Below are 19,912 nucleotides of genomic sequence, written 5' to 3'. Positions count from 1 at the left end.
TCAGGCCACCGCTCGCCACATGGCGCACAACGGATCGGATTCGGCGCTGGCGGCGCACAGCTGTACCGCGGCCAGTTGCGAGGCCGCCGTGCGCCCCGGGGCATGCAGGTACACCCGAGGCAGCTGCTCGCCATACAGTTCGCAGGTACGCTCGATCAGCGCCTGCAGGGCCTGGTCGTTATCGGCGCAGCCCTGGGCCAGCACCTGCTGCCAGGCACCGCCTGAAGCCAGCAGCAGCACGCTGCGGCGCGGCTCGGCCAGCACGAAGAGGAAGTCGCCTTGGGTCAGTTGCGCCGAGCAGCGGTTGTAGGCGGCCATCAGGTACGGCTGCACCGAGCGCAGGCTCAGGCGGCTTTCCCGTCCCAGTGCCTGCAGGCCCTGGAGCAGTGCCTCGGGCAGCGCCGTGGCGATGCGCGCGGCGCCGGCCGGCTCCGGCGAAAGAACGATGCGCCAGTCGTCCAGAGGCTGGCCGTAAAGGTTCTCGAAGCAGGCCCGGGCGTAGGCATCGAGTTCGCGCGGGGTACCGATGGCATCGCTCCAGGGCACCAGGCAGAAGCGGCTGTAGCGGGCCGAGAGCAGCACGCGCAACTGCGCGCCGCGTGCCGGATGCTCACCCAGCAGCCCGGCCAGGGCCTGCAGTGCCGGGGCCCAGGCCGGCTGGGCGGCGTCGCAGGCAAACGCGCGGCTGCCCAGCCATTGATGCTGCCGGCCGTGCCAATGGCCCAGGCCGACACCCTCGGCGCCCAGCACCGCGCAATACCGATCAGGCGATAAATGTGACACGGTTGATCTCCTCGAGTGTGGTACGGCCATCGCGGACCAGGTCCACGGCCGAGGCGCGCAGCAGGCGCAGGCCGCGTTGGCAGGCCAGCTGCTTGATCTGCGAGAGCGGGCGACGTTCGACGATCATCTGCCGCAGGTCGTCGTCCAGGTGCAGCAGTTCGGCAATCGCGCTGCGCCCGCGGTAGCCGCTGCCACGGCACTGGCCGCAGCCCTGGGCGCGCACGAAGCGCCAGCCGGCCACCGCGTCACGGGCCAGGCCCGAGGCGGCCAGCAAGTCGTCATCCGGCTCGCAGGCCTGCGCGCAGTGCGGGCAGGCCAGACGCACCAGGCGCTGGGCCAGCACGGCATTGAGCGCCGAGACGAAGCTGTAGGGATCGACCTGCATCTGGCTGAAGCGGCCGATCACGTCGAATACGTTGTTGGCGTGGATGGTGGTGAACACCAGGTGCCCGGTGAGCGCCGACTGCACGGCGATCTGCGCGGTGTCCGGGTCGCGGATCTCGCCGACCAGGATCTTGTCCGGGTCGTGGCGCAGGATCGAGCGCAGGCCACGGGCGAAGGTCAGGCCCTTCTTCTCGTTGACCGGGATCTGCAGTACGCCGGGCAGTTGGTACTCGACCGGATCCTCGATGGTGATGATCTTGTCCATGCCGTGGTTGATCTCGCTGAGCATGGCGTAGAGGGTGGTGGTCTTGCCGCTGCCGGTGGGGCCGGTGACCAGGATCATGCCGTAGGGCTCGGCGGCCAGCCGGCGCAGGGCCTGCAAGGTGTGCGCCTCGAAGCCCAGGGCCTGCAGCTGCACGCCGCTGACCTGGTCGGACAGGTCCTGCTTGTCCAGCACCCGCAGCACGGCATCCTCGCCGAAGATGCTCGGCATGATCGAAACGCGGAAATCGATCTGCCGCTCGCCGATGGCCACCTTGAAGCGACCGTCCTGGGGCACGCGTTTCTCGCCGATGTCCAGCTCGGCCATCACCTTGATCCGCGAGATCACCTGTTCGGCGAAGGCGCTGCCGCTGGCCTTGCCGGCACCGTTGAGAACGCCGTCGATGCGGTACTTGATGGTCAGGCCCTGGCCGGTCATGCCTAGGTGGATGTCGCTGGCGTGCAGCTTGAGGGCGTCGTACAGGGTGGAGTTGACCAGCTTGACCACGCGGCTCTGGTCTTCGCTGATGCTGGTCAGCGACAGGCGCTGCAGCGGGTCGGCCTCGTTGCCGGGTTCAGCCTCGTGGCCGAGGGCATCGACGGCGTGGAAGCTTTCCTCGTGGCGGGCCAGGAACGCGGCGAGGTCGGCGGCGTGGGCCAGGTACAGCGGCGCGCCCTGCAGGCAGTCGTCGATCCAGGCCAGGCGGGCGCTGTCGAAGGGGTCCGCGAATACACCGACCCGCTCGCCGTTGTGCTCGACCAGGGCGAATTCGTGTTTCAGGCACTGCGCCAGGCTGACCCGGTCAAAGGCCGGGGCGCAGGCGAACAGGGCCTGGGTGGCGAGCACCGGGTAATGCAGGGTGGTGGCCAGGCGCTGGGTGAAGGTGGCCGGGGTGTCGCTGGACAGGTGTTCCAGGCAGGCCAGCAGGCGCTCTTGGCCGGCTTGCTGGCGGGCCTGGGCCAGGAGGTCGCGGGGGTATGGAAGATAAAGGGGCGCCTGCTCCGGATTGCCGGCGACGAGGCCTTTACTGCTTGCATCGAATGCCTGGGACATGGCCTGCGACTCCGCTCAGGGGCGGCGCCGCGGGCTTGGGGGCCTTGGGCGCCGCTATTCACCGGTGAGCAGTTGTTCGTCGTCAGGTTCGGTGGGCTTGCCGCCATTGCGTCGGCGGTCGGCCAGGACCCAGCTGCCATCGTACAACTGCAAGGGGAACGACTCGTTCCTGTTCTGGCGTCGTTCGACGTACCCTTCGGCCGGCTGGTCGGTGCTCCTGCGCTGGCGCTCGATGCCCATCAGGTCGAAGACGGCGCGGGCCAGTTCCATCAGCGGGAACGGCTTGAACAGGACATGGGTCACGCCCAGTTCGGCGGCCCGCTCACGGACCTCTGCGGTCGGGTGGGCGGTGATCAGCACGAAATGGCATTGCCTGTTCCTGCGCACGGTCTCCAGGACCTGAAACCCCTCCATGTCGGGCAAGCGGTAATCCAGCACGATCACGTCCGGTGCCTGTCTCTCGGCCTCTTCGATACCCGTGGCACCGTCGTGGGCGAGATGGACCTCCAGGCCTTGCGCTTGCAAATAAGCTTGCAGGTTCTGCGCAAGGGTCTGTTCGTCATCGACTACCAATACTCTGTTCACCAAGGTCCACTCCCATGAACTGCCCGGTTTCCCGGTCTGCGAAGTGCGGCCTTGTAGAGGCTTGAGCAGGCTTCGTGCCAGGCATGAAAAATCAGTGCTTTCCGCTTTCAAGTCGTTGATATCGTTGAAGCTTGTCTGTCACCTCAGAGCTTGCGGGCTGGTCGTTCCCCATATCCGGGGAAGATGATGGCACATTGCCCGGAGGCGTTTCCCCCAACAATGGGGAATGCCCTGCCCGCCCCCTCAGTCGGCGCGCTCCACTGTAGCGGAATCACGCAAACGTTGGCGTACGGCTTGCCGGGCCTGACCCTGGAGTTGCGCGACGAGCGCGTCCCTGGCCAGGCGCAGGCCGTGTTCTGGTAGGACAGAAGTATTATCACTTTGGTTCTGCATTCCTTGCAGTCTTTGCCAGTTGGCCTGATGGAAGGCTGCAACTTCGGCGCTGCTGGGTTCTTCGACCGCGCTCAGCCGGGCGAAAACCTGCTGTGCGGCCATCTCATGTCGAGTGTAGTCAGCGAAGCCTGCCCGATCGAAGCCGGCTTGCGCCAGGCGCTGCTCGAACACCGCAGGGCTGCCGAAGGCCGCCTCGACCTCGCCGACCCGCGCCGTCACCTGCGCATCGCTGATGTCTATGCCCTGGCGCTGGGCCTCCTGCCAGAGCAGTTCCTTGTCGATCAGTTCATCCAAGGCCTGCGCGCGCAGGCGCTGGTAAAGGTTGGGGTTGCGGATGCTCGCCACCGCCCGCCCCTGGGCCTGGAGGTATTCGCTGAAGTAGCGCTCCAGGCGCAGTACCCCGATCTCCACGCCATTGACCCGCGCCGCCGGGGTGTCGGCGTGGCTGGCCAGGGCGAGCAGCGACAACAGGCAGGCAATCAGGGTGCGCATGGTGATCTTCTCCTGAATCTCAAGGGCTATCCGGCACCGCTCGATACGGTGCCACTTCAGTGAAACCAGGGCCCGGCAGGCTTACCTCCACCACATGGGCACCTGTCATGCCCTGGCGGCGTCCGGGGCCGAAACCCAGCAACGGCGTGAGGCCGGTATCGATGTCATGCAACTGCTCCAGGGCGACCAACAGCTGCTCACGGCTGGCGTCGCGCCCGATCTGCTTCAAGGCTTCGACCAACAATTGCCAGGCGCACAGGGTACTGACCTGCAACGACGCCTGGCGCGGCTCCAGCCCCTGGCGCAACTGCACCCCGGCAAGGGTCGCCCGGCCTTGCGCGGTCCAGTCGCCGGGTACGAAGGGATAGGCCAGCAGCACCCGCCGCGACCATGATGGTGGCAATCCCGGCACGGCGCCGGCCACCTGGCCCGACGTGGCGAACAGGTAGGGGTTGCGCCCGCTCGCCTGCAGGCTCGACGCCAGCGCGGTGAATGCCTGGGCGTGGCCGAGGAAAAGAATGCCCTCGCCGTCCGGGGCCTGGCCCATGAACGCCAGGGGCGGCGTGGTAGCGAACCCCAGTTGACGCAAACGCTGCTGCAGCACCTGCGCCGCATCGGCCTGCTCTGCGCCGGCATACACCACCCGCAAGGCCGCGGGCGCCAGGCCAAGGGCATCACGGGCATGCAGCGCCACGCTGAGCAATTGCCCGGGCACGCCCGGCAAGGGATCGAACACCTGCGCGTTGCCACCGCTACGTGGCGTGGCACCGATCAGCGGCAGGCCGGCTTGCTCCAGCTGGCGGCTGTCGAGCAGTGGCGCCAGGGGCGCGACCAGGGCGAACACCCGTTCTCGTTGCATCAGCGTGTCCAGTGCCTGTGCGGTGCTGGCCAGGTCCTGCCCTGGGTCCAGCGCGACCAGTTGCAGGCGTCGCCCATGGATACCCCCCTGCTGGTTCAACTGCGCGACGCCATCCTCCAGCACTGCCCGCACCGTGCGCCCGGCCTCGGCCAGCGGGCCCTGCTCGGGCAGCAAGGTGCCCAGGCGCAAGGTGCCCTCCTCCACGCCAGGGTCGCGGTCCTCACCCAGGCGCTTGAGGTAGGCGGTGAGATTGCGTTGGTCGGCCAGGCTCAGGTCGAAGCGTGGCATCGCCGGGTCGAGGCGATTGCCGGCGGGGTCGGTGCCGCTGCGGATGACCCGCGCCAGGCTGGCATCGGTGTAGGCCGGGTAGCGCCGGTTGTTGGCCTCGCGGTTGCCAGGGCCAAGGGCCAGGCGCTGCCAGTCCAGGCTCGGTGGGCGCACTCCGCCTTCGCTGCGGCCGCGCCCGTCGTTGCCATGGCAACCGGCGCAGGGCAGCACGCTGGCCGGGACACTCATGTCGCCGGGGCCGACCCGGGCCAGCAACTGGGCGTCGCTGCTGGAGACGCCTTCGCGGTAGAGGCGTTTGCCGGCGAGTTCCTGTTCGCTCAGTTGCACCGCCCCGCACAGGCACCACCACAACATGAGCAGGACCAACTTGAGAGCGGCGCTCATGATGTCAGCGCCCCGCCAACGGCTGTGCCAGCAGTTGCATGCGCTGGGCGATCGCTGCAGGCGGCGCGTCCGGGCGAATCTTGCTCCAGCGCTTGCCCGCCACGTCACCGGCAATCAACTGCGTCGAGTGCTGCTTGGGGCTGGGCAGGAACTGGCCCAACCGCCCCAGCACCAGGTCGACACTGGCCTTGTCGCCGGTCAGGAACAACCAGTTCGGCCCATCCACCCCCTGCTTCTGCGCAAACGCCTTGAGCACCTCTGGCGTATCGTTCAGAGGGTCGCTGCTCAGCGACACGAACGTCACCTGCGCCGCCAGTGCCGGCCCCATCGCCTCGCGCACCTCGCGCAATTTGCGGGTGATCAGCGGGCAGGCATCGTTGCAGTGGGTGAAGATCACGTTGAGCATCACCACCTTGTCCTTGAGCACATCGCTGTAGAAGCGCAGCTCGCGGCCATCCTGGTCCTTGAGCACGGTGTCGGTGAACCAGGTCTGCGCATCGCGGGTGCCACCACCGCTGGTCATGGTCTGCGGCGCCGGTTGTGGCGTAGGCGCGTGGCCCTCGTGGGCGAACGCCACCGAGGCGAGGATCCACAGGCAGGCGCCGAGCACCAGCCAGTCGAGGCTGCGCATGCTGGCATGGCGGGAGGTGTGGGCGCTCATGGTTGTACCTCCTGGCCGGCGATGGCGGTGCTCTTGGCATGCACCCGGCGCGCGCTCAGGCGGTTGACCTCGCCGATCAGCACATTGGGGTCGGTGAAGCCGTAGAAACGCGTCCAGTGCCCGCTGCGCCCGTCACCCACCAGGATCAACGGCGGGTGTTCGCTGAGGTTGGCGCTAAAGCTGCCGAGCCCCTTGAGCGTTTCGCTGATGGCATAGGGCGAACCGGTCAGCCAGCTCCACCCCGGCCCGTGCTGGAATGCCCGGGCGTAGCCGGCCAGGCGCCTGGAGTCGTCACGCTGTGGATCGACGCTGATCGACACCAGGCGGATCTCTTCGCCCACTCGCCCGCCCAGTTGCCGCTGGACCTTGCTCATGATCGACGACACCACCGGGCACACCGTGGTGCAGCTGGTGTAGATGAAACCCATGACCACCAGGTGATCGCCCACCAGGTCTTTTTCCAGGCGCACTGGCATGCCGTCCTGGTCGAGCAGCGCCACATCGGCGAAGTGCACGCTGGCTTTTTCCTGGTGAGCGGCCGGCGGTTGCTCGGGGGCGCCGCCGTGATCGTGGCCGGCGTGCGCCAGCGCCAGGTTGCTGGCCAGCAGCAGGCTCAGGCCCAGCAGTTTTCCACCATGCAGACGGTTCATCGCACACTCCTGGGTTCCCCTTGGGAAGCGGTGGGCGCCTCGGCGGCCGGCAGGACGCGCAGGCTGGTGTAGTTTTCTTCGGTGAAAGCCCGCCCTAGGCTCGGCGACTGCACGTGCAGGTACCAGGCGCCGGCCTCGGCCAGCTCCAGCGGCGCCTGGTAGAGCCCCTCGCCCACTTCGACCAGCGCCACGTTGCGCGGCAGCGACGAAGGCGCCAGGAAGTAGCGCAGGCTCAGGTCGCCAAGCCCCAGGCGCGGCTTGCCGTCCTCGCCGACAATACGCACCCGGGCCAGGTAGGGGGTGTGCTGCAGCAGCGGCTGGTCGGTGCCGATGAACTCGGCGTGGGCGCGCTTGGGCACCCCCGACTGCGGCAACGCCGCGACCTCGGTGCTGAAGCAGTGGATGATCTGCGGCTGGTTGAGCAGGAACGCCACGTCGAAGGTGCCGGCGGCCGGCAGCTTGACCGTCGAGCCGTACACGCCGGGCGCCAGTTCGCGCAGGCTGCGGTCGATGACCAGCGCGGCGCGGGCCTGGTGGCCACGGTTGTTGTAGCCCGACATCGGCGCGTTCATGCCCTCGGCATAGAAGTAGGTGGTGTTGTCCACCGGATTGACCACGAACACCGCATTGTCGTCGCGAGAGATGCTCACCCCCTGGGCCAACGGCAGGTCGCCGGCCTGGCGCGGCGCCGCCGGGCCAGCCTCGAAGCCCTGGACGATCGGCTCGCGCCCCTGCCCGAGGCTTGCCAGGTTGATCATGCTCACCTTCGGCGAAGCCAGCCCACGCACGTAGGCGTAGGCCTTGGTGAAGGTCAGCTGGTACGGCTCGGCGGCCACCGGGATGCGATGGAGCAACTGGTCGGTACTGGCATCGATCACCAGCGCCTGGTTCTCCAGGGTGTTGAGCACCACGCCGTAACGACCATCCTGGCTGAAGCGCATCGGCCCCAGGCCCTGCTCGGCCTTGACCGTGTGGCGCAGGGTGTGGCTGCGGGCGTCGATCACCCGCACCGTGCCCTCCTGACCATCGACCACGTACACCGCCTGCGACAGCGGCGAATAGGCCACCGACAACGGGTGCGGGCCGACCTCGAGGGTCTTCACCAGGCGCATCTGCGCGGTGTCGATGACGCTCAGGGTGCCACCGTCGCGGTTGCTGACGAAGGCAAAGCGCGAGTCGGTGCTGAAGGCGATCTCGTGGTGGCCGGAGCCGGTGGCGAACGACTTGAGCGTGGTGCGGCTGGGCACATCGATCACCGTCACCCCGCCCTTGGCCGGGTCATGGCTGTTGTTGCCCACCCACAGCAGGCGCTGGTCCGGTTGCAGCGCCACCCGCAGCGGCTGCTCGCCGGCCTCGAGGGTGGCCACGCGGGTAAACGTCTCGGTGTCGATCAATGCCACCTGGTTACGCTCGGGCATGGACACGAACACTTGCTTGTCATCGCCGGTGGCCACCCAGTCCATGGGCCGCCCCGGAAGGTCGATGCGCGCCAGCGTGCTGGTGACCCCACCCACCGACACGGTCGGGTCGATCACCGTCAGGCTGGCATCCTTGTTCAGCACCAGCAGGAAGTAGCTGTTCAGGTCGAGCAAAGGGCGAGCGCCGATGCTGCTCTTGAGAAACAGCGCGACGCGCGCCTTGCAGCTGCTGTCGCGGTCACCGACCGGCGCCGACTGCGCGGGGTCGAGCCAGGCGCCCGGGGCCATGCCCGACAGCGGCTGGCCACTGCTCTGGTCGCTGACCTTGAAGCGGATATTGGCAAAGTCGCCCTCGCGCAGTTCGCCGCCGGCCAGCGGCCGCGCCTCGAACTCGACGGTGACGCCGTCGCGGCTGAGGGTGTGCAGGGCCTGGGGGTCGGCGGCCTCCTGCAGCAGTTCTCGGGGGTCGCACCAGAGCTTTTCGTAGGCCACGCCGAGGCCGATAAGCGCGGTGCCCAGCAGCAAGCCCAGGTATGCAGGGCGAAGCTTGCGGTTCATGCCGGCACGCATGGGGTAGCGCCTTCGAGGGGAATGATCATGCTGCACCTCCACAGGACTCACGGGTTCTGTGGAGGGTGGAAGCAAGCGTTATGCCATTAAAAAAATGCCTTTAAATCAACGGGTTGGCAAAACAACCCGAGAACAATGGGGAGGAGGCCCCAATACCGGGGGCTGCCAAGCCTGCACTTTACGAAAGATGCTTGCGCAGGAATGGCACCATCTGCGCCATCGCCTGGGCGACGGGCTCGGGCTTGTCGTACAGGTCGTAGTGCGACCAGCCTTCGGCCACGAACATCTGCTTGTCGGTCGAGGCCGCCCGACCATAGATTTCCCAGCCATCGCGGTAGGCACCGAAACCGCCCGGCTTGTCGCCCATGACCACCAGCAGCGGTTGAGTCAGCAGCACCTCGGCATGCAGGAACGCGTCCCAGCCGAACGCCGCGCTGTTGAAGGAGAACAGGCCGCTGGTGGCACCATTGGGCTGCTGGCCGCGCGGCGTCCTGTAGTACTCGGTCGCTTCCAGCACATCGATATCGGTGATGCCTGCCTTGCGCCCCTCCTCGACCGATGCAGGCAGGTAATTGATCACCTGCCGGGCACCACCACGTGCTTCGGCGGTGCGTTGGGCGGCCATGGCCTGCAGGGCAGAGAGCGGATCGAACTGGCTGAAGCCTTCGCGAATCAGACGCCCAAAGTTGACCCCGGTGATCGACACCAGCGCCTTGATCCGATGGTCGGTGATGGCCGCATGCACGGTGTAGGCGCCACCACCGCAGATGCCGATGGCACCGATGCGCGCCGGATCGACATAGGGCAGTGTCGCCAGGTAATCAATGGCGAAGCGGATATCCGAAACGCGGATCGATGGGTCTTCCATGAAGCGCGGCTCGCCACCGCTCGCGCCCTGGAAGCTGGCATCGAAGGCCAGCACCACGAAGCCCTCCCTGGCCAGGCCTGCGCCATAGACATTGCCCGACGTCTGCTCCTTGCAACTGCCGATGGGGTGGGTGCTGACGATGGCCGGGTATTGCCCGGCAGGATCGAAACCGGCGGGCAAGTACAGGTTGGCGGCAGTGTCCCAACCCAGGTTGCGGTAAGTGATGTGCTTGATCGTGATATCGCTCATGTGTTCCTTCCCTATTGCCGTGTACCCGGCGAGAAATGACCTGAAGGGTGAGCAGATCGCCCCTCGTGGCACCCAGTATAGGAAGGTGAGGCTTTTGCTCATTTGCCTGATCCGGCACCGTGCTTGCCCATTCCCACACTCGATCTGGCGCTGCGGGCGCGCCTACCGTCCAGTACACGAATAGTATGTATAGAGTTCGGCATTAGGACCTTAATCTCGGGATTAGTGAGTATCAGCGGTACGTACTACGTAGCACTATTTGGCAGTACAGCGACAGTTCTCCAGCGACAGTATCGATCCCGATCAGTATCTGGATACCGCCCTCAGGCCGGAGGCCAGAATCCTGGATGTGATCCGCAACTACCCGTCACCTGAACGTCCGACTGGGCCATCGGAAAGGAATCTTTCGGCTCGATCTGACACAATTATTTTCACTGTATTGATTTGTGAAATAATACGTGTCATTTTCAGACCGTACCCAAGCCATGGTTCCTTTCAGGGCATGGCCGGTAACGTCCCCCCACCGGAGTCAACAACATGAATAAAACCGGACTTCTCGGCGCGCTGGCGCTCTGTGCCTGCAGCCTGCTGGCCCAGGCCGACGACGCCAGCCTGCGCATCGGCATCGAGGCCGCCTACCCGCCCTTCTCCTACCGCACCCCAGAAGGTGAACTCGCCGGCTTTGACTACGACATCGGCAACGCGCTGTGCGCGCAGATGCAGGTCAAGTGTCAGTGGGTGATCCAGGAGTTCGACGGCATGATCCCGTCGCTGAAGGTACGCAAGATAGACGCCGTGCTGTCGTCGATGTCGATCACCGAGGATCGCTTGAAATCGGTCGATTTCACCGACAAGTACTACCACACCCCCGGCAAGTTCGCGATGAAGGCCGGCAGCCGCCTGGACACCCCGGCGGTGGACCTCAAGGGCCGCAAAGTGGGCGTGCAGCGCGCCTCGACCTACGACCGCTTCGCCACCGAACAACTGGAACCGGCGGGCGTCGAGATCGTGCGCTACGCCTCGCAGAACGAAGCCTTCCTCGACCTGGTTTCCGGGCGCCTGGACGCCACCCTCGCCGATATCGTCAACACCGAGGAGAGCTTCATCAAGACCCCGGCGGGCCAAGGCTTCGCCCTGGTCGGCCCGGACATCAGCGACCCGCACTATTTTGGCCGCGGCGCCGGGATTGCGGTGCGCAAGGGCGACAGCGCCAACCTCGCGCGGCTCAACGCCGCCATCGCCGCGATCCGCGCCAATGGCACCTACCAGCAGGTGCAGCGCAAGTACTTCCCGTTCGACATCTACGGCCAGTAACGCCGGCTGACGAGGGTTTTCATCATGCTTCATGGCTATGGATCGAGCATTCTCGATGGCGCCTGGCTGAGCGTCAGCCTGGCACTGCTGGCGATGGCATTGGCCATCGGCCTGGGCCTGTTCGGTGCGGCCTGCCGCTTGTCACCGTTGCGATGGCTGGCGGCACTGGGCGAGGTCTATGCCACGGTGGTACGCGGCATCCCCGACCTGGTGCTGATCCTGCTGGTGTTCTATGGCGGCCAGGACCTGGTCAATCGCCTGGCCCTGGCGCTGGGCTACCAACAGTACATCGACATCAACCCGTTCGTTGCCGGGGTATGCACCATGGGCTTCATCTTCGGCGCCTACCTCTCGGAGACCTTTCGCGGCGCCTTCCTGGCGATCCCCAAGGGCCAGGCCGAGGCTGGCGCCGCCTACGGCATGAGCGGCCTGCAAGTGTTCTGGCGGATCAGCCTGCCGCAGATGATGCGCCTGGCGTTGCCGGGCTTTACCAACAACTGGCTGGTGCTGACCAAGTCCACCGCGCTGATCTCGGTGATCGGCCTGCAGGACATGATGTTCAAGGCCAAGAACGCCGCCGACGCCACCCACCAGCCGTTCACCTTCTTCCTCGCCGTGGCCGCGCTGTACCTGCTGCTGACCAGTGTGTCGCTGCTGCTGTTGCGCGGCGTGGAACAACGTTACTCGGTCGGCTTCAAAGCCGCCGAGCTCTAGGGGAGCTGCCCGATGACGCTCGACTATCAATTGATCTGGCAGAACCTGCCGCTGTACCTGAACGGCGTTGCCCTGACCCTCAAGGTGCTGCTGATTTCGCTGGCCTGCGGCCTGGCGCTGGCGATCCCCCTGGCGCTGATGCGCGTCTCGCGCACGTGCCTGCTGCGCTACCCCGCCTGGCTCTACACCTACGTGATCCGCGGCACGCCGATGCTGGTGCAGCTGTTCCTGGTGTACTACGGCCTGGCCCAGTTCGAGGCCGTGCGCCAGAGCCCGCTGTGGCCGTACCTGTCCAGCGCGACGTTCTGCACCTGCCTGGCCTTCGCCATCAACACCAGCGCCTACAGCGCCGAGCTACTGGCCGGGAGCCTGCGTTCGACGCCCCGGGGCGAGGTCGAGGCCGCCCGTGCCATGGGCATGTCACGCCTGACGCTGTACCGGCGCATCCTGCTGCCTTCGGCCTTGCGCCGCGCCCTGCCGCAGTACAGCAACGAGGTACTGATGATGCTGCAGACCACCAGCCTGGCGTCGATCGTCACCCTGGTGGACATCACCGGCGCGGCGAAGACCTTCAACGCACGCTTCTACCTGCCTTTCGAGGCCTTCATCACCGCCGGGCTGATCTACCTGGCCCTGACGTTCATGCTGGTACGCCTGTTCAAGCTGGCCGAGCGCCACTGGCTGGCCTACCTGGCCCCGCGCAAGCACTAAGGAGCTTTCATGCAGCACATTGACCATACCCTGCCCTGGAGCGCCTGCGGCACCGAGCGTTCGCTGCGCGTGCTGCGCTTTGGCAGCGGCCCGCGCAAGGCCTATATCCAAGCTTCGCTGCACGCCGATGAACTGCCCGGGATGCGCGTGGCCATCGAACTCAAGCGCAGGTTGCTGGAGCTCGAGGCGCAGGGCCGCCTGGACGCGGTGATCGAACTGGTGCCGCTGGCCAACCCGATCGGTATCGGCCAGATGTTCCAGGCCACCCACCAGGGCCGCTTCGAGTTCAACAGCGGCAAGAATTTCAACCGCGATTTCCCGGCGCTAACCGAAGCGCTGGCCGCGCACCTGGAAGGCCGCCTGGGCGGCGATGGCCAGGCCAACGTCACGACCATCCGCCAGGCCATGCTCGAACTCCTTGACGAACTGCCCGCGCCACACTCGGAGCTCGATGGCCTGCGCCGCCTGCTGCTGCGCCACGCCTGCGACGCCGACCTGGTGCTGGACCTGCACTGCGATTTCGAATCGGTGATGCTGCTGTACGCCATGCCGCAGCACTGGGCGCAGCTGCGTCCGCTGGCGGCTCGCCTCGGCGCACAAGCGGCGCTGCTGGCCGAAGGCGCCGGTGGCGATGCCTTCGACGAAGCCTGCGCCGCGCCCTGGCTGCACCTGCGCGAGTACTTCCCCGAGGCCGAGATCCCCCTGGCCTGCGTGGCGACCACCGTCGAGTTGCGCGGCATGGCCGACACCGAACGCGAGCAATGCCAGGCCAGCGCCGAGCAAATCCTCGGCTACCTCGCCGACCAGGGCATGATCCGCGGCCCGTGGCCGGCCGCTCCGGAAAACTGCTGCCAACCCACACCCTTCGCCGGCGCGCAATACGCCTACGCCGAGCACCCGGGCGTGGTCAGCTACCTGCAGCCACTGGGCGCGCAGGTGCGCGTGGGCGATCCGCTGTTCGAAGTGCTCGACCCGCTCAGCGACCGCCACAGCGTGGTCAGGGCCACCACCGACGGCATCCTCTACGCCCGTGAACGCCTGCGCTTCGCCCAGCCCGGCCTGTGGCTCGCCAAGGTCGCCGGCAACACCTCCATCCGCCAAGGTCGCCTGCTCAGCGACTGAACCCTGCGAGTACCGTCTGATGAACAAACTGCATATCCACGAGTTGCACAAAAGCTACGGCAACCACCAGGTACTCAAGGGCGTTTCGTTGCAGGCCGATGCCGGCGACGTGATCAGCATCATCGGCTCCAGCGGGTCGGGCAAGAGCACCTTCCTGCGCTGCATCAACCTGCTCGAGCAACCCAACGCCGGGCAGATCCTGGTCAACGGCGAACAGCTCAAGCTGCGCGAGTGTCCCCGTGGCGGGCTGCGGGCGGCGGACCCACGCCAGTTGCAGCGCCTGCGGGCGCGGCTGAGCATGGTCTTCCAGCACTTCAACCTGTGGGCGCACATGAGCGCCCTGGACAACGTCATGGAAGCCCCGGTGCACGTACTCGGCATGAACCGCAAGGAGGCCCGCGAGAAGGCCGAGCACTACCTGGCCAAGGTCGGCGTCAGCCATCGCCGCGACGCCTACCCGGCGCACATGTCCGGAGGCGAGCAGCAGCGCGTGGCCATTGCCCGGGCCCTGGCCATGGAGCCCGAGGTGATGCTGTTCGACGAACCGACTTCGGCGCTCGACCCGGAACTGGTCGGCGATGTGCTCAAGGTCATGCAGGACCTGGCCCAGGAGGGCCGGACCATGGTCGTGGTCACTCACGAAATGGGCTTTGCCCGCGAGGTGTCCAACCAGCTGCTGTTCCTCCACCAGGGCCTGGCCGAGGAACGCGGCGACCCACGCGAGGTGCTGGCGCGGCCGCAGTCCGAGCGCCTGCGCCAGTTCCTCGCCGGTAGCCTGAAGTAACCCCGAGGCGCTCCGCGGAGCGCCTTCGGATACACTAGTGCGGTGTTTCACAAATGACGACCATAACTCGCGGCGCTTTTTGCAAAACACCACACTAGCGGCAATTCACAGGGAGCTTCGCGCCGGATGTCGAGCCATACCAAGAACACCACCGTCTACGCCGCGCCGGTCATGCGCAAGCTGTCGGAGAGCCTGGCCGAACTGCCACCGTCGTTGCGCAAGGTCGCCGAGTACATCCTGCGCCACCCGCTTAAGGCCGCGACGCTGACCATCGAGGACATGGCCCAGGCCACCGCGACCTCGCCGGCGGCGGTCAATCGCCTGGCCAAGGCCCTGGACCTGGGCGGTTACAGCGGCATGAAGGCCGAGCTGGTGAGCACCCTGCAACAGATGGTCTCGCCGGTGGACAAGCTGCGTAACGAACTTGCCCTGCGCCCAGCCGGCGACTTTGGCCTGCACGAACAGATCCAGTGCGCCAGCAGCAACCTGGCGACCACCGCCAGCAACAACCAGGCCGACACCTTCGAGGCGTTCGTCGGCTGCCTGCTCGAGGCGCGCAAAGTGTATGTGCTGGGCTTCGGCAACAGCGTCTACCTGGCCGGGCTGGCCGCCTCGACCCTGGTGCCGTTCTGCAGGGACACCTGTGCCATCAGCATGGAAGGTGGCAACGAGAATGCCGCCTACCGCCTGGCGGCGATCACCGAGCAGGACGTGCTGCTGGCCATCGCCCTGCCCCGCTATTCGCAGGACACCCTGCAGCTGTCGCGGTTCGCCCAGGAACGCAACGCCACGGTACTGGCGATCACCGACTCACCCGCCTCGCCGCTGGCGCCCATGGCCCACCATGTGCTGTACGCACCCGCCGATCATCCGGTGCTGACCAGCTCCAACATGGCGGTGCTCGCGTTGATCGAAGGGCTGGTGGCCGGGGTCATGGCGCGCAACAAGGAGGCGGTGAAACTGGCCACGGAGCTGACCGAAAGCGTGATGTCCTACCTGCACGTGCCAAGCGGCAAGACGCTGAAACCGTAGTCGCCTAGAAGTCCACCTTGCCGCGCCCTGCCTTGATCGAACCGCGCCTGGATTTCGTGTCGAGACGCCGGGTCTTCGAACCCAGGGTCGGCTTGGTCGGCCGGCGCTTCTTCTCGACCTTGGCGGCGCCGATGATCAGCTCGGCCAGACGCGCCAGGGCGTCCGCGCGGTTCTGTTCCTGGGTGCGGTACTGCTGGGCCTTGATGATCAGCACGCCGTCGGCGGTGATCCGGCTGTCACGCAATGCCAGCAGCCGCTCCTTGTAGAATGCCGGCAGCGAAGATGCCTGGATGTCAAAGCGCAGGTGCACGGCGCTGGAGACCTTGTTGACGTTCTGGCCGCCGGCGCCCTGCGCGCGTATGTAGCTCAGCTCGATCTCGGCGTCCGGCAGATGAACGTTGTTGGAGATGGTCAGCATGGTGTGCCTCTTGTGATAGCACTGCCATTATCACATCTCCCAGGCGTCATTGCCGCGCCATGTGCCGCCGGTACTGCCTGGCACGGGCCGCGTCGCTCAGTTGCTGGCGCAGTAGCGCCCACCAGGGCGCCACCTGGGGATCGGGCGCCTTGGCTTCGCTCAGCCTGCGCAGCTGGAACTTGACCATGGCCATGTTGCCCAGCGAGGCCAGCGCCTTGTTCTTCCAGGTGATCGGGCGCAGTTCCGGCACCGCCTCCTCCCCCGCCTGCCAGTCACGGGGCAAGGCCGGCGCGATGGCCAGCGCGGTACCGATACCGACCATCTCGACGCCGCTGTGCACTACCTGCTCGGCGACTGGTCGGCGGCGGATGCCGCCAGTGACCATTACCGGCATCTTCGCCACCGTGCGGATGTCCCGGGCGAATTCAAGGAAGTACGCCTCCCGCGCCAGCGTGCGGCCATCTCTGGCCTGGCCCTGCATCGCCGGGGCTTCGTAGCTGCCACCGGACAGCTCCACCAGATCGACCGCCAGCTCATTGAGCAGGACCACCACCTGCCGCGCATCGTCTGCGCTGAAGCCGCCACGCTGGAAGTCCGCCGAGTTGAGCTTGACGGCCACGGCAAAGCCCGGCGACACCACTGCACGCACCGCCTTGACTACCTCCAGCAGCAGTCGCGCACGATTTTCCAAGGTGCCGCCCCACTGGTCGGTGCGCTGGTTGCTCAGGGGCGAAAGGAACTGGCTGAGCAGGTAGCCATGGGCCGCGTGGATTTCCACCCCACTGAAGCCCGCCTGCTCCCCCAGCCGCGCGGTGTTGGCAAAGCGGCGGATCACATCCTCGATCACATCGTGGGTCATCGCCCGCGGGGTGGAGAAATGCCTGGACATGCTGCCCAGATCCAGCGCCACGGCCGACGGGCCCCAGGTTTCCTGCCCCAGGCTCGCGGGCATCTGCCGGCCGGGGTGGTTGATCTGCAACCAGAACTGCGCGCCCTTCGAGCGGCCGATGGCGGCCCACTGGCGAAAACGCTCCAGGTGTCGATCATCCTCCAGCACCACGCCGCCGGGGCCGGTCATGGCGCGGTTGTCGACCATCACGTTGCCGCTGATGAGCAGGCCGGCGCCACCCTGCGCCCAAGCCTTGTACAAGCGCATCAGCCGGTCGGAGGGCGCATGGTCGGCATCGGCCATGTTTTCTTCCATGGCAGCCTTGGCGATACGGTTGGGGATGACCGCGCCATTGGGCAGGGTCAGGGGGGAGAACACGTCCATCGGCGTTACCTCAACAAAGTTCGTGCCGCAGACGTTAGCTTTAAAGTCAACTTTAAGGTCAAGCCCTGAACCGGCCAAAAATTCGGCATTGACTCTCAAGTTGGGTTGAACGTTAGGGTGATTACGCAGCCCCGACATCATCTACCCTGGAGATACCGCACCGTGAAACTCGGAACCGCCACCGCCTTGGCCGGCGCCCTGCTGATGCCCGTCACCCACGCCGCCAACGGCCTCCCTGAGCATGCCGCCACCACGCAGATCGACATCGCCGGGCACCCGGTGCCCGTGCTCAAGGGTGGGCTGTACGACCGTTACCGCTCCAACCCGCCGCTGGCGGTGATCCAGGCCGAGGCGCCGGATATCGACCTGAGCTGGTTCAAGGGTCTGGAGAAGACCCGGGTCGACATGGGTTTCGAATCGTACTCACCGAACTTCTACTACCGCAACAGCCGTGTCACCGCCGTCTACACCGCCGATCTCGAACGCCTGCGGGCACTGATGCCCGCCGCCGTGCTGGAGCAGGTGCAGCCACTGCAGGTCTGGCCTGGGCGCGGCCTGGTGGCGTTCACCGCCTACACCTACGACTACTGCGACAACGACAGCTACAACGAGGTTGCCCTGTCGATCATTACCAACAAACCCGGCAAGGCGAACCTCGGGCCCTTCTCGCTGGTCGGGCAGTCGATGGCCAAGGATTTCTGGGGCTATGTGCTCAAGCTGCCGGTCAACACCGAGCTGGCGCGGGTGCGCGGCGTGGTGGGCTACAACCTGCCCAAGTGGCTGACCGGGATCGACCGGCGCGAGGACGCCCAGGCGGTGACCTACGATATCGTCGATGCGAGGTCCGGCAAGGTGGACGTGGTGTTCAGGGCCAGGAAGCTCGACGAGTTGTCCCACGAGCCAGACCTTGTGACCAACAGCTTCACCAACCTCGATCACCAGGGCCGCTTGGCCTACGGCTACGCCACCTCGCGGCAGGTCAGCCATGCCTCGAGCATGCAGGCTGATTCGGCGGAACTGGTGCTGGGTGATGGCGAGCTTTCGCGTTTTATCCGAGAGTTGCAGCTGGGACGGATGGTCAAGTATGAGTATGTGCCCGAGTTCCAGAGCGCGCTGTATGCGCCCAAACCATTGACGGCGCTTGATTGAAACGACGCAGGCACCCTGTGGCAGCGGCGCTGCTACAGGTCCGCTCCCCGCCGCGCCTTTTCCTGGACCATTTCCTCACGCAGCCGCTCCAGCACCCGCTGCGAATTGTCCACGCACTGCATGCCTTCGGGCTTGCTCTCGATGCCCTCGATCACCAGCAGCAACTGCGCCTTGTTGCGCGCCAGGCGCTCCTGCAGGCGTTCGATCTCCTCGACCTTGCGCCTGAGCCCGCCCAGCAGTTCATCGTGCTGCCAGCCCTTTGCCTTGGCCGGCAGCAACCGGCGGATCTCCTCCAGCGAGAACCCGGCAGCCTGGGCGTTGGTGATCATCTCCAGCACCCATACGGCATCGGCATCGTAGTCGCGGTAGCCATTGGCCTTGCGCTCGACCGAGCTGATCAGCCCGCTGGCCTCGTAGAAGCGGATACGCGACGGGGCCAGGCCCGTGAGCTTGGCCAGCTCTCCTATTCTCATGCAGCACCTTTGCAATTGCATTGACCTTGAAGTGCACTTTAATCCTAGAGTTGTCCGGTGGCCAGTGAACCCTCAATGGCCCGCCTTCACTAGCTCCTCACCCAAGAATCAGGAGACGCGAAATGGCATACGTCACAACCCCGGAAGGACTCGAGATCTTCTACAAGGACTGGGGCCCGCGGGACGCCCAGGTGATCTTCTTCCATCACGGCTGGCCGCTCAGCGCCGACGACTGGGACGCGCAACTGCTGTTCTTCGTCGCCGAAGGCTACCGCGTGGTCGCCCATGACCGCCGTGGCCATGGCCGTTCAAGCCAGGTCTGGGATGGCCACGACATGGACCACTACGCCGACGACGTGGCGGCGGTGGTCAAGCACCTGGGTGTCGAGGGGGCGATCCATGTCGGGCACTCCACCGGCGGTGGCGAGGTGATCCACTACATGGCCCGCCATCCCGAGGACAAGGTGCCCAAAGCCGCCATCATCGCCGCCGTGCCGCCGCTGATGGTCCAGACCGCCAGCAACCCCGGCGGGCTGCCCAAGTCAGTGTTCGACGACCTCCAGGCCCAGCTCAAGGCCAACCGCGCGCAGTTCTACCACGATATCCCGGCGGGGCCGTTCTACGGCTACAACCGTCCCGGCGCCAAGGCAGATCAGGGCGTGATCCTCAACTGGTGGCGTCAGGGGATGATGGGTGGCGCCCAAGCACATTACGACGGCATCGTCGCGTTCTCCCAGACCGACTTCACCGAGTCGCTGAAGAAGGTGACGGTCCCGGTGCTGGTCATGCATGGCGACGACGACCAGATCGTGCCCTACGACAATTCGGGGCCACTGTCGGCCAAGTTGCTGCCCAATGGCACGCTGAAGACCTACAAGGGCTACCCCCATGGCATGCCCACCACCCACGCCGACGTGATCAACCAGGACCTGCTGGCTTTTTTTCGTAGCTGATAAAGGGTGACCCCTGGCCGGCGTCACATTTGGCGCCGGCCCATTACCCCACTGACAGGAACAATGAACC

The 19,912-nt window shown here is 66.0% G+C and carries 20 protein-coding genes; 8 read left to right on the top strand and 12 right to left on the bottom strand.

What is annotated here, in order from left to right; translation table 11 throughout:
• The 9 genes from ACODS9_RS01860 to ACODS9_RS01820 all read right to left on the bottom strand — a co-directional run bounded on the left by ACODS9_RS01860 (position 1) and on the right by ACODS9_RS01820 (position 9,899).
• Positions 1–783, bottom strand: a complete 783-nt coding sequence (locus ACODS9_RS01860; protein WP_367858523.1) for a hypothetical protein — start codon at positions 781–783, stop codon at positions 1–3.
• The gene (locus tag ACODS9_RS01855; RefSeq protein ID WP_401105528.1) at positions 764–2,482 is read right to left on the bottom strand and encodes a GspE/PulE family protein; all 1,719 of its coding nucleotides are present in this window, start codon (positions 2,480–2,482) and stop codon (positions 764–766) included. Before ACODS9_RS01855 ends, ACODS9_RS01860 begins: the two co-directional genes overlap by 20 nt.
• 54 nt (positions 2,483–2,536) lie before the next feature.
• Positions 2,537–3,070 carry a response regulator gene (locus tag ACODS9_RS01850; protein ID WP_023631301.1) on the bottom strand — a complete coding sequence of 178 codons (534 nt, stop codon included), beginning with the start codon at positions 3,068–3,070 and terminating at the stop codon, positions 2,537–2,539.
• A 240-nt stretch (positions 3,071–3,310) separates the two neighbouring features.
• Entirely contained in the window at positions 3,311–3,952 is a 642-nt protein-coding gene (locus ACODS9_RS01845) for a SurA N-terminal domain-containing protein (RefSeq protein ID WP_046855696.1), read from the bottom strand.
• A 19-nt stretch (positions 3,953–3,971) separates the two neighbouring features.
• Positions 3,972–5,453 carry a cytochrome c/ABC transporter substrate-binding protein gene (locus tag ACODS9_RS01840; protein WP_489093135.1) on the bottom strand — a complete coding sequence of 494 codons (1,482 nt, stop codon included), beginning with the start codon at positions 5,451–5,453 and terminating at the stop codon, positions 3,972–3,974.
• A 34-nt stretch (positions 5,454–5,487) separates the two neighbouring features.
• Positions 5,488–6,144, bottom strand: a complete 657-nt coding sequence (locus ACODS9_RS01835) for an SCO family protein (RefSeq protein WP_489093111.1) — start codon at positions 6,142–6,144, stop codon at positions 5,488–5,490.
• On the bottom strand, positions 6,141–6,794 hold the full coding sequence (locus ACODS9_RS01830) for an SCO family protein (RefSeq protein WP_489093110.1): 654 nt from the start codon (positions 6,792–6,794) through the stop codon (positions 6,141–6,143). Before ACODS9_RS01830 ends, ACODS9_RS01835 begins: the two co-directional genes overlap by 4 nt.
• Complete coding sequence (locus ACODS9_RS01825; RefSeq protein WP_489093109.1) at positions 6,791–8,770, bottom strand: YncE family protein; 1,980 nt, start codon at positions 8,768–8,770, stop codon at positions 6,791–6,793. The genes ACODS9_RS01830 and ACODS9_RS01825 overlap by 4 nt, the downstream gene beginning before the upstream one ends.
• A gap of 190 nt (positions 8,771–8,960) precedes the next feature.
• Positions 8,961–9,899 carry an alpha/beta hydrolase gene (locus tag ACODS9_RS01820; protein WP_489093108.1) on the bottom strand — a complete coding sequence of 313 codons (939 nt, stop codon included), beginning with the start codon at positions 9,897–9,899 and terminating at the stop codon, positions 8,961–8,963.
• Between the two features lie 537 nt (positions 9,900–10,436).
• Between ACODS9_RS01820 and ACODS9_RS01815 the strand changes: the two genes are divergently transcribed.
• The 6 genes from ACODS9_RS01815 (at position 10,437) to ACODS9_RS01790 (ending at position 15,576) form a co-directional block, all read left to right on the top strand.
• The gene (locus ACODS9_RS01815) at positions 10,437–11,213 is read left to right on the top strand and encodes an ABC transporter substrate-binding protein (RefSeq protein WP_046855701.1); all 777 of its coding nucleotides are present in this window, start codon (positions 10,437–10,439) and stop codon (positions 11,211–11,213) included.
• A 24-nt stretch (positions 11,214–11,237) separates the two neighbouring features.
• A complete protein-coding gene (locus ACODS9_RS01810) occupies positions 11,238–11,927 on the top strand; it encodes an ABC transporter permease (protein WP_489093107.1) in 690 nt (229 codons plus the stop codon).
• Positions 11,928–11,939: 12 nt separating this feature from the next.
• A complete protein-coding gene (locus ACODS9_RS01805; RefSeq protein ID WP_489093106.1) occupies positions 11,940–12,638 on the top strand; it encodes an ABC transporter permease in 699 nt (232 codons plus the stop codon).
• A 9-nt stretch (positions 12,639–12,647) separates the two neighbouring features.
• Complete coding sequence (locus ACODS9_RS01800; protein WP_401105515.1) at positions 12,648–13,760, top strand: succinylglutamate desuccinylase/aspartoacylase family protein; 1,113 nt, start codon at positions 12,648–12,650, stop codon at positions 13,758–13,760.
• 19 nt (positions 13,761–13,779) lie between these two features.
• Positions 13,780–14,544 carry an ABC transporter ATP-binding protein gene (locus tag ACODS9_RS01795; RefSeq protein WP_102685258.1) on the top strand — a complete coding sequence of 255 codons (765 nt, stop codon included), beginning with the start codon at positions 13,780–13,782 and terminating at the stop codon, positions 14,542–14,544.
• A gap of 126 nt (positions 14,545–14,670) precedes the next feature.
• Positions 14,671–15,576, top strand: coding sequence for a MurR/RpiR family transcriptional regulator (locus ACODS9_RS01790; protein ID WP_094012165.1), 906 nt, complete (start codon positions 14,671–14,673; stop codon positions 15,574–15,576).
• A gap of 4 nt (positions 15,577–15,580) precedes the next feature.
• Here the strand turns inward: ACODS9_RS01790 and arfB are convergent, their stop codons facing one another.
• Together arfB and ACODS9_RS01780 are read right to left on the bottom strand one after the other, a co-directional pair.
• A complete protein-coding gene (gene arfB, locus ACODS9_RS01785; protein WP_023631427.1) occupies positions 15,581–15,994 on the bottom strand; it encodes an alternative ribosome rescue aminoacyl-tRNA hydrolase ArfB in 414 nt (137 codons plus the stop codon).
• A gap of 46 nt (positions 15,995–16,040) precedes the next feature.
• Entirely contained in the window at positions 16,041–17,267 is a 1,227-nt protein-coding gene (locus tag ACODS9_RS01780; protein WP_401105512.1) for an NADH:flavin oxidoreductase/NADH oxidase family protein, read from the bottom strand.
• A 204-nt stretch (positions 17,268–17,471) separates the two neighbouring features.
• Between ACODS9_RS01780 and ACODS9_RS01775 the strand changes: the two genes are divergently transcribed.
• Positions 17,472–18,416 carry an acetoacetate decarboxylase (ADC) gene (locus ACODS9_RS01775; protein WP_489093134.1) on the top strand — a complete coding sequence of 315 codons (945 nt, stop codon included), beginning with the start codon at positions 17,472–17,474 and terminating at the stop codon, positions 18,414–18,416.
• Positions 18,417–18,448: 32 nt separating this feature from the next.
• Here ACODS9_RS01775 and ACODS9_RS01770 read toward each other — a convergent pair whose 3' ends face one another.
• Positions 18,449–18,889: a MerR family transcriptional regulator gene (locus ACODS9_RS01770; protein ID WP_094012164.1), complete on the bottom strand. Its 441-nt coding sequence runs from the start codon at positions 18,887–18,889 to the stop codon at positions 18,449–18,451.
• Positions 18,890–19,011: 122 nt separating this feature from the next.
• On the opposite strand from ACODS9_RS01770, the gene ACODS9_RS01765 reads away from it, so the two are divergent.
• Complete coding sequence (locus tag ACODS9_RS01765; RefSeq protein WP_401105510.1) at positions 19,012–19,842, top strand: alpha/beta fold hydrolase; 831 nt, start codon at positions 19,012–19,014, stop codon at positions 19,840–19,842.
• Positions 19,843–19,912: the final 70 nt, after the last annotated feature.

Source organism: Pseudomonas sp. FG36, assembly GCF_057809275.1.
This window is presented reverse-complemented; position numbering and strand designations above follow the sequence as displayed.

What these genes read in the sequence shown, in the direction of transcription:
- ACODS9_RS01855 (WP_401105528.1), bottom strand. Translation starts at nt 2,482, where the DNA reads ATGTCCCAGGCATTCGATGCAAGCAGTAAAGGCCTCGTCGCCGGCAAT.
- ACODS9_RS01845 (WP_046855696.1), bottom strand. Translation starts at nt 3,952, where the DNA reads ATGCGCACCCTGATTGCCTGCCTGTTGTCGCTGCTCGCCCTGGCCAGC.
- ACODS9_RS01840 (WP_489093135.1), bottom strand. Translation starts at nt 5,453, where the DNA reads ATGTTGTGGTGGTGCCTGTGCGGGGCGGTGCAACTGAGCGAACAGGAA.
- ACODS9_RS01835 (WP_489093111.1), bottom strand. Translation starts at nt 6,144, where the DNA reads ATGAGCGCCCACACCTCCCGCCATGCCAGCATGCGCAGCCTCGACTGG.
- ACODS9_RS01830 (WP_489093110.1), bottom strand. Translation starts at nt 6,794, where the DNA reads ATGAACCGTCTGCATGGTGGAAAACTGCTGGGCCTGAGCCTGCTGCTG.
- ACODS9_RS01825 (WP_489093109.1), bottom strand. Translation starts at nt 8,770, where the DNA reads ATGAACCGCAAGCTTCGCCCTGCATACCTGGGCTTGCTGCTGGGCACC.
- ACODS9_RS01820 (WP_489093108.1), bottom strand. Translation starts at nt 9,899, where the DNA reads ATGAGCGATATCACGATCAAGCACATCACTTACCGCAACCTGGGTTGG.
- ACODS9_RS01815 (WP_046855701.1), top strand. Translation starts at nt 10,437, where the DNA reads ATGAATAAAACCGGACTTCTCGGCGCGCTGGCGCTCTGTGCCTGCAGC.
- ACODS9_RS01810 (WP_489093107.1), top strand. Translation starts at nt 11,238, where the DNA reads ATGCTTCATGGCTATGGATCGAGCATTCTCGATGGCGCCTGGCTGAGC.
- ACODS9_RS01805 (WP_489093106.1), top strand. Translation starts at nt 11,940, where the DNA reads ATGACGCTCGACTATCAATTGATCTGGCAGAACCTGCCGCTGTACCTG.
- ACODS9_RS01800 (WP_401105515.1), top strand. Translation starts at nt 12,648, where the DNA reads ATGCAGCACATTGACCATACCCTGCCCTGGAGCGCCTGCGGCACCGAG.
- ACODS9_RS01795 (WP_102685258.1), top strand. Translation starts at nt 13,780, where the DNA reads ATGAACAAACTGCATATCCACGAGTTGCACAAAAGCTACGGCAACCAC.
- ACODS9_RS01790 (WP_094012165.1), top strand. Translation starts at nt 14,671, where the DNA reads ATGTCGAGCCATACCAAGAACACCACCGTCTACGCCGCGCCGGTCATG.
- arfB (WP_023631427.1), bottom strand. Translation starts at nt 15,994, where the DNA reads ATGCTGACCATCTCCAACAACGTTCATCTGCCGGACGCCGAGATCGAG.
- ACODS9_RS01780 (WP_401105512.1), bottom strand. Translation starts at nt 17,267, where the DNA reads ATGGACGTGTTCTCCCCCCTGACCCTGCCCAATGGCGCGGTCATCCCC.
- ACODS9_RS01775 (WP_489093134.1), top strand. Translation starts at nt 17,472, where the DNA reads ATGCCCGTCACCCACGCCGCCAACGGCCTCCCTGAGCATGCCGCCACC.
- ACODS9_RS01770 (WP_094012164.1), bottom strand. Translation starts at nt 18,889, where the DNA reads ATGAGAATAGGAGAGCTGGCCAAGCTCACGGGCCTGGCCCCGTCGCGT.
- ACODS9_RS01765 (WP_401105510.1), top strand. Translation starts at nt 19,012, where the DNA reads ATGGCATACGTCACAACCCCGGAAGGACTCGAGATCTTCTACAAGGAC.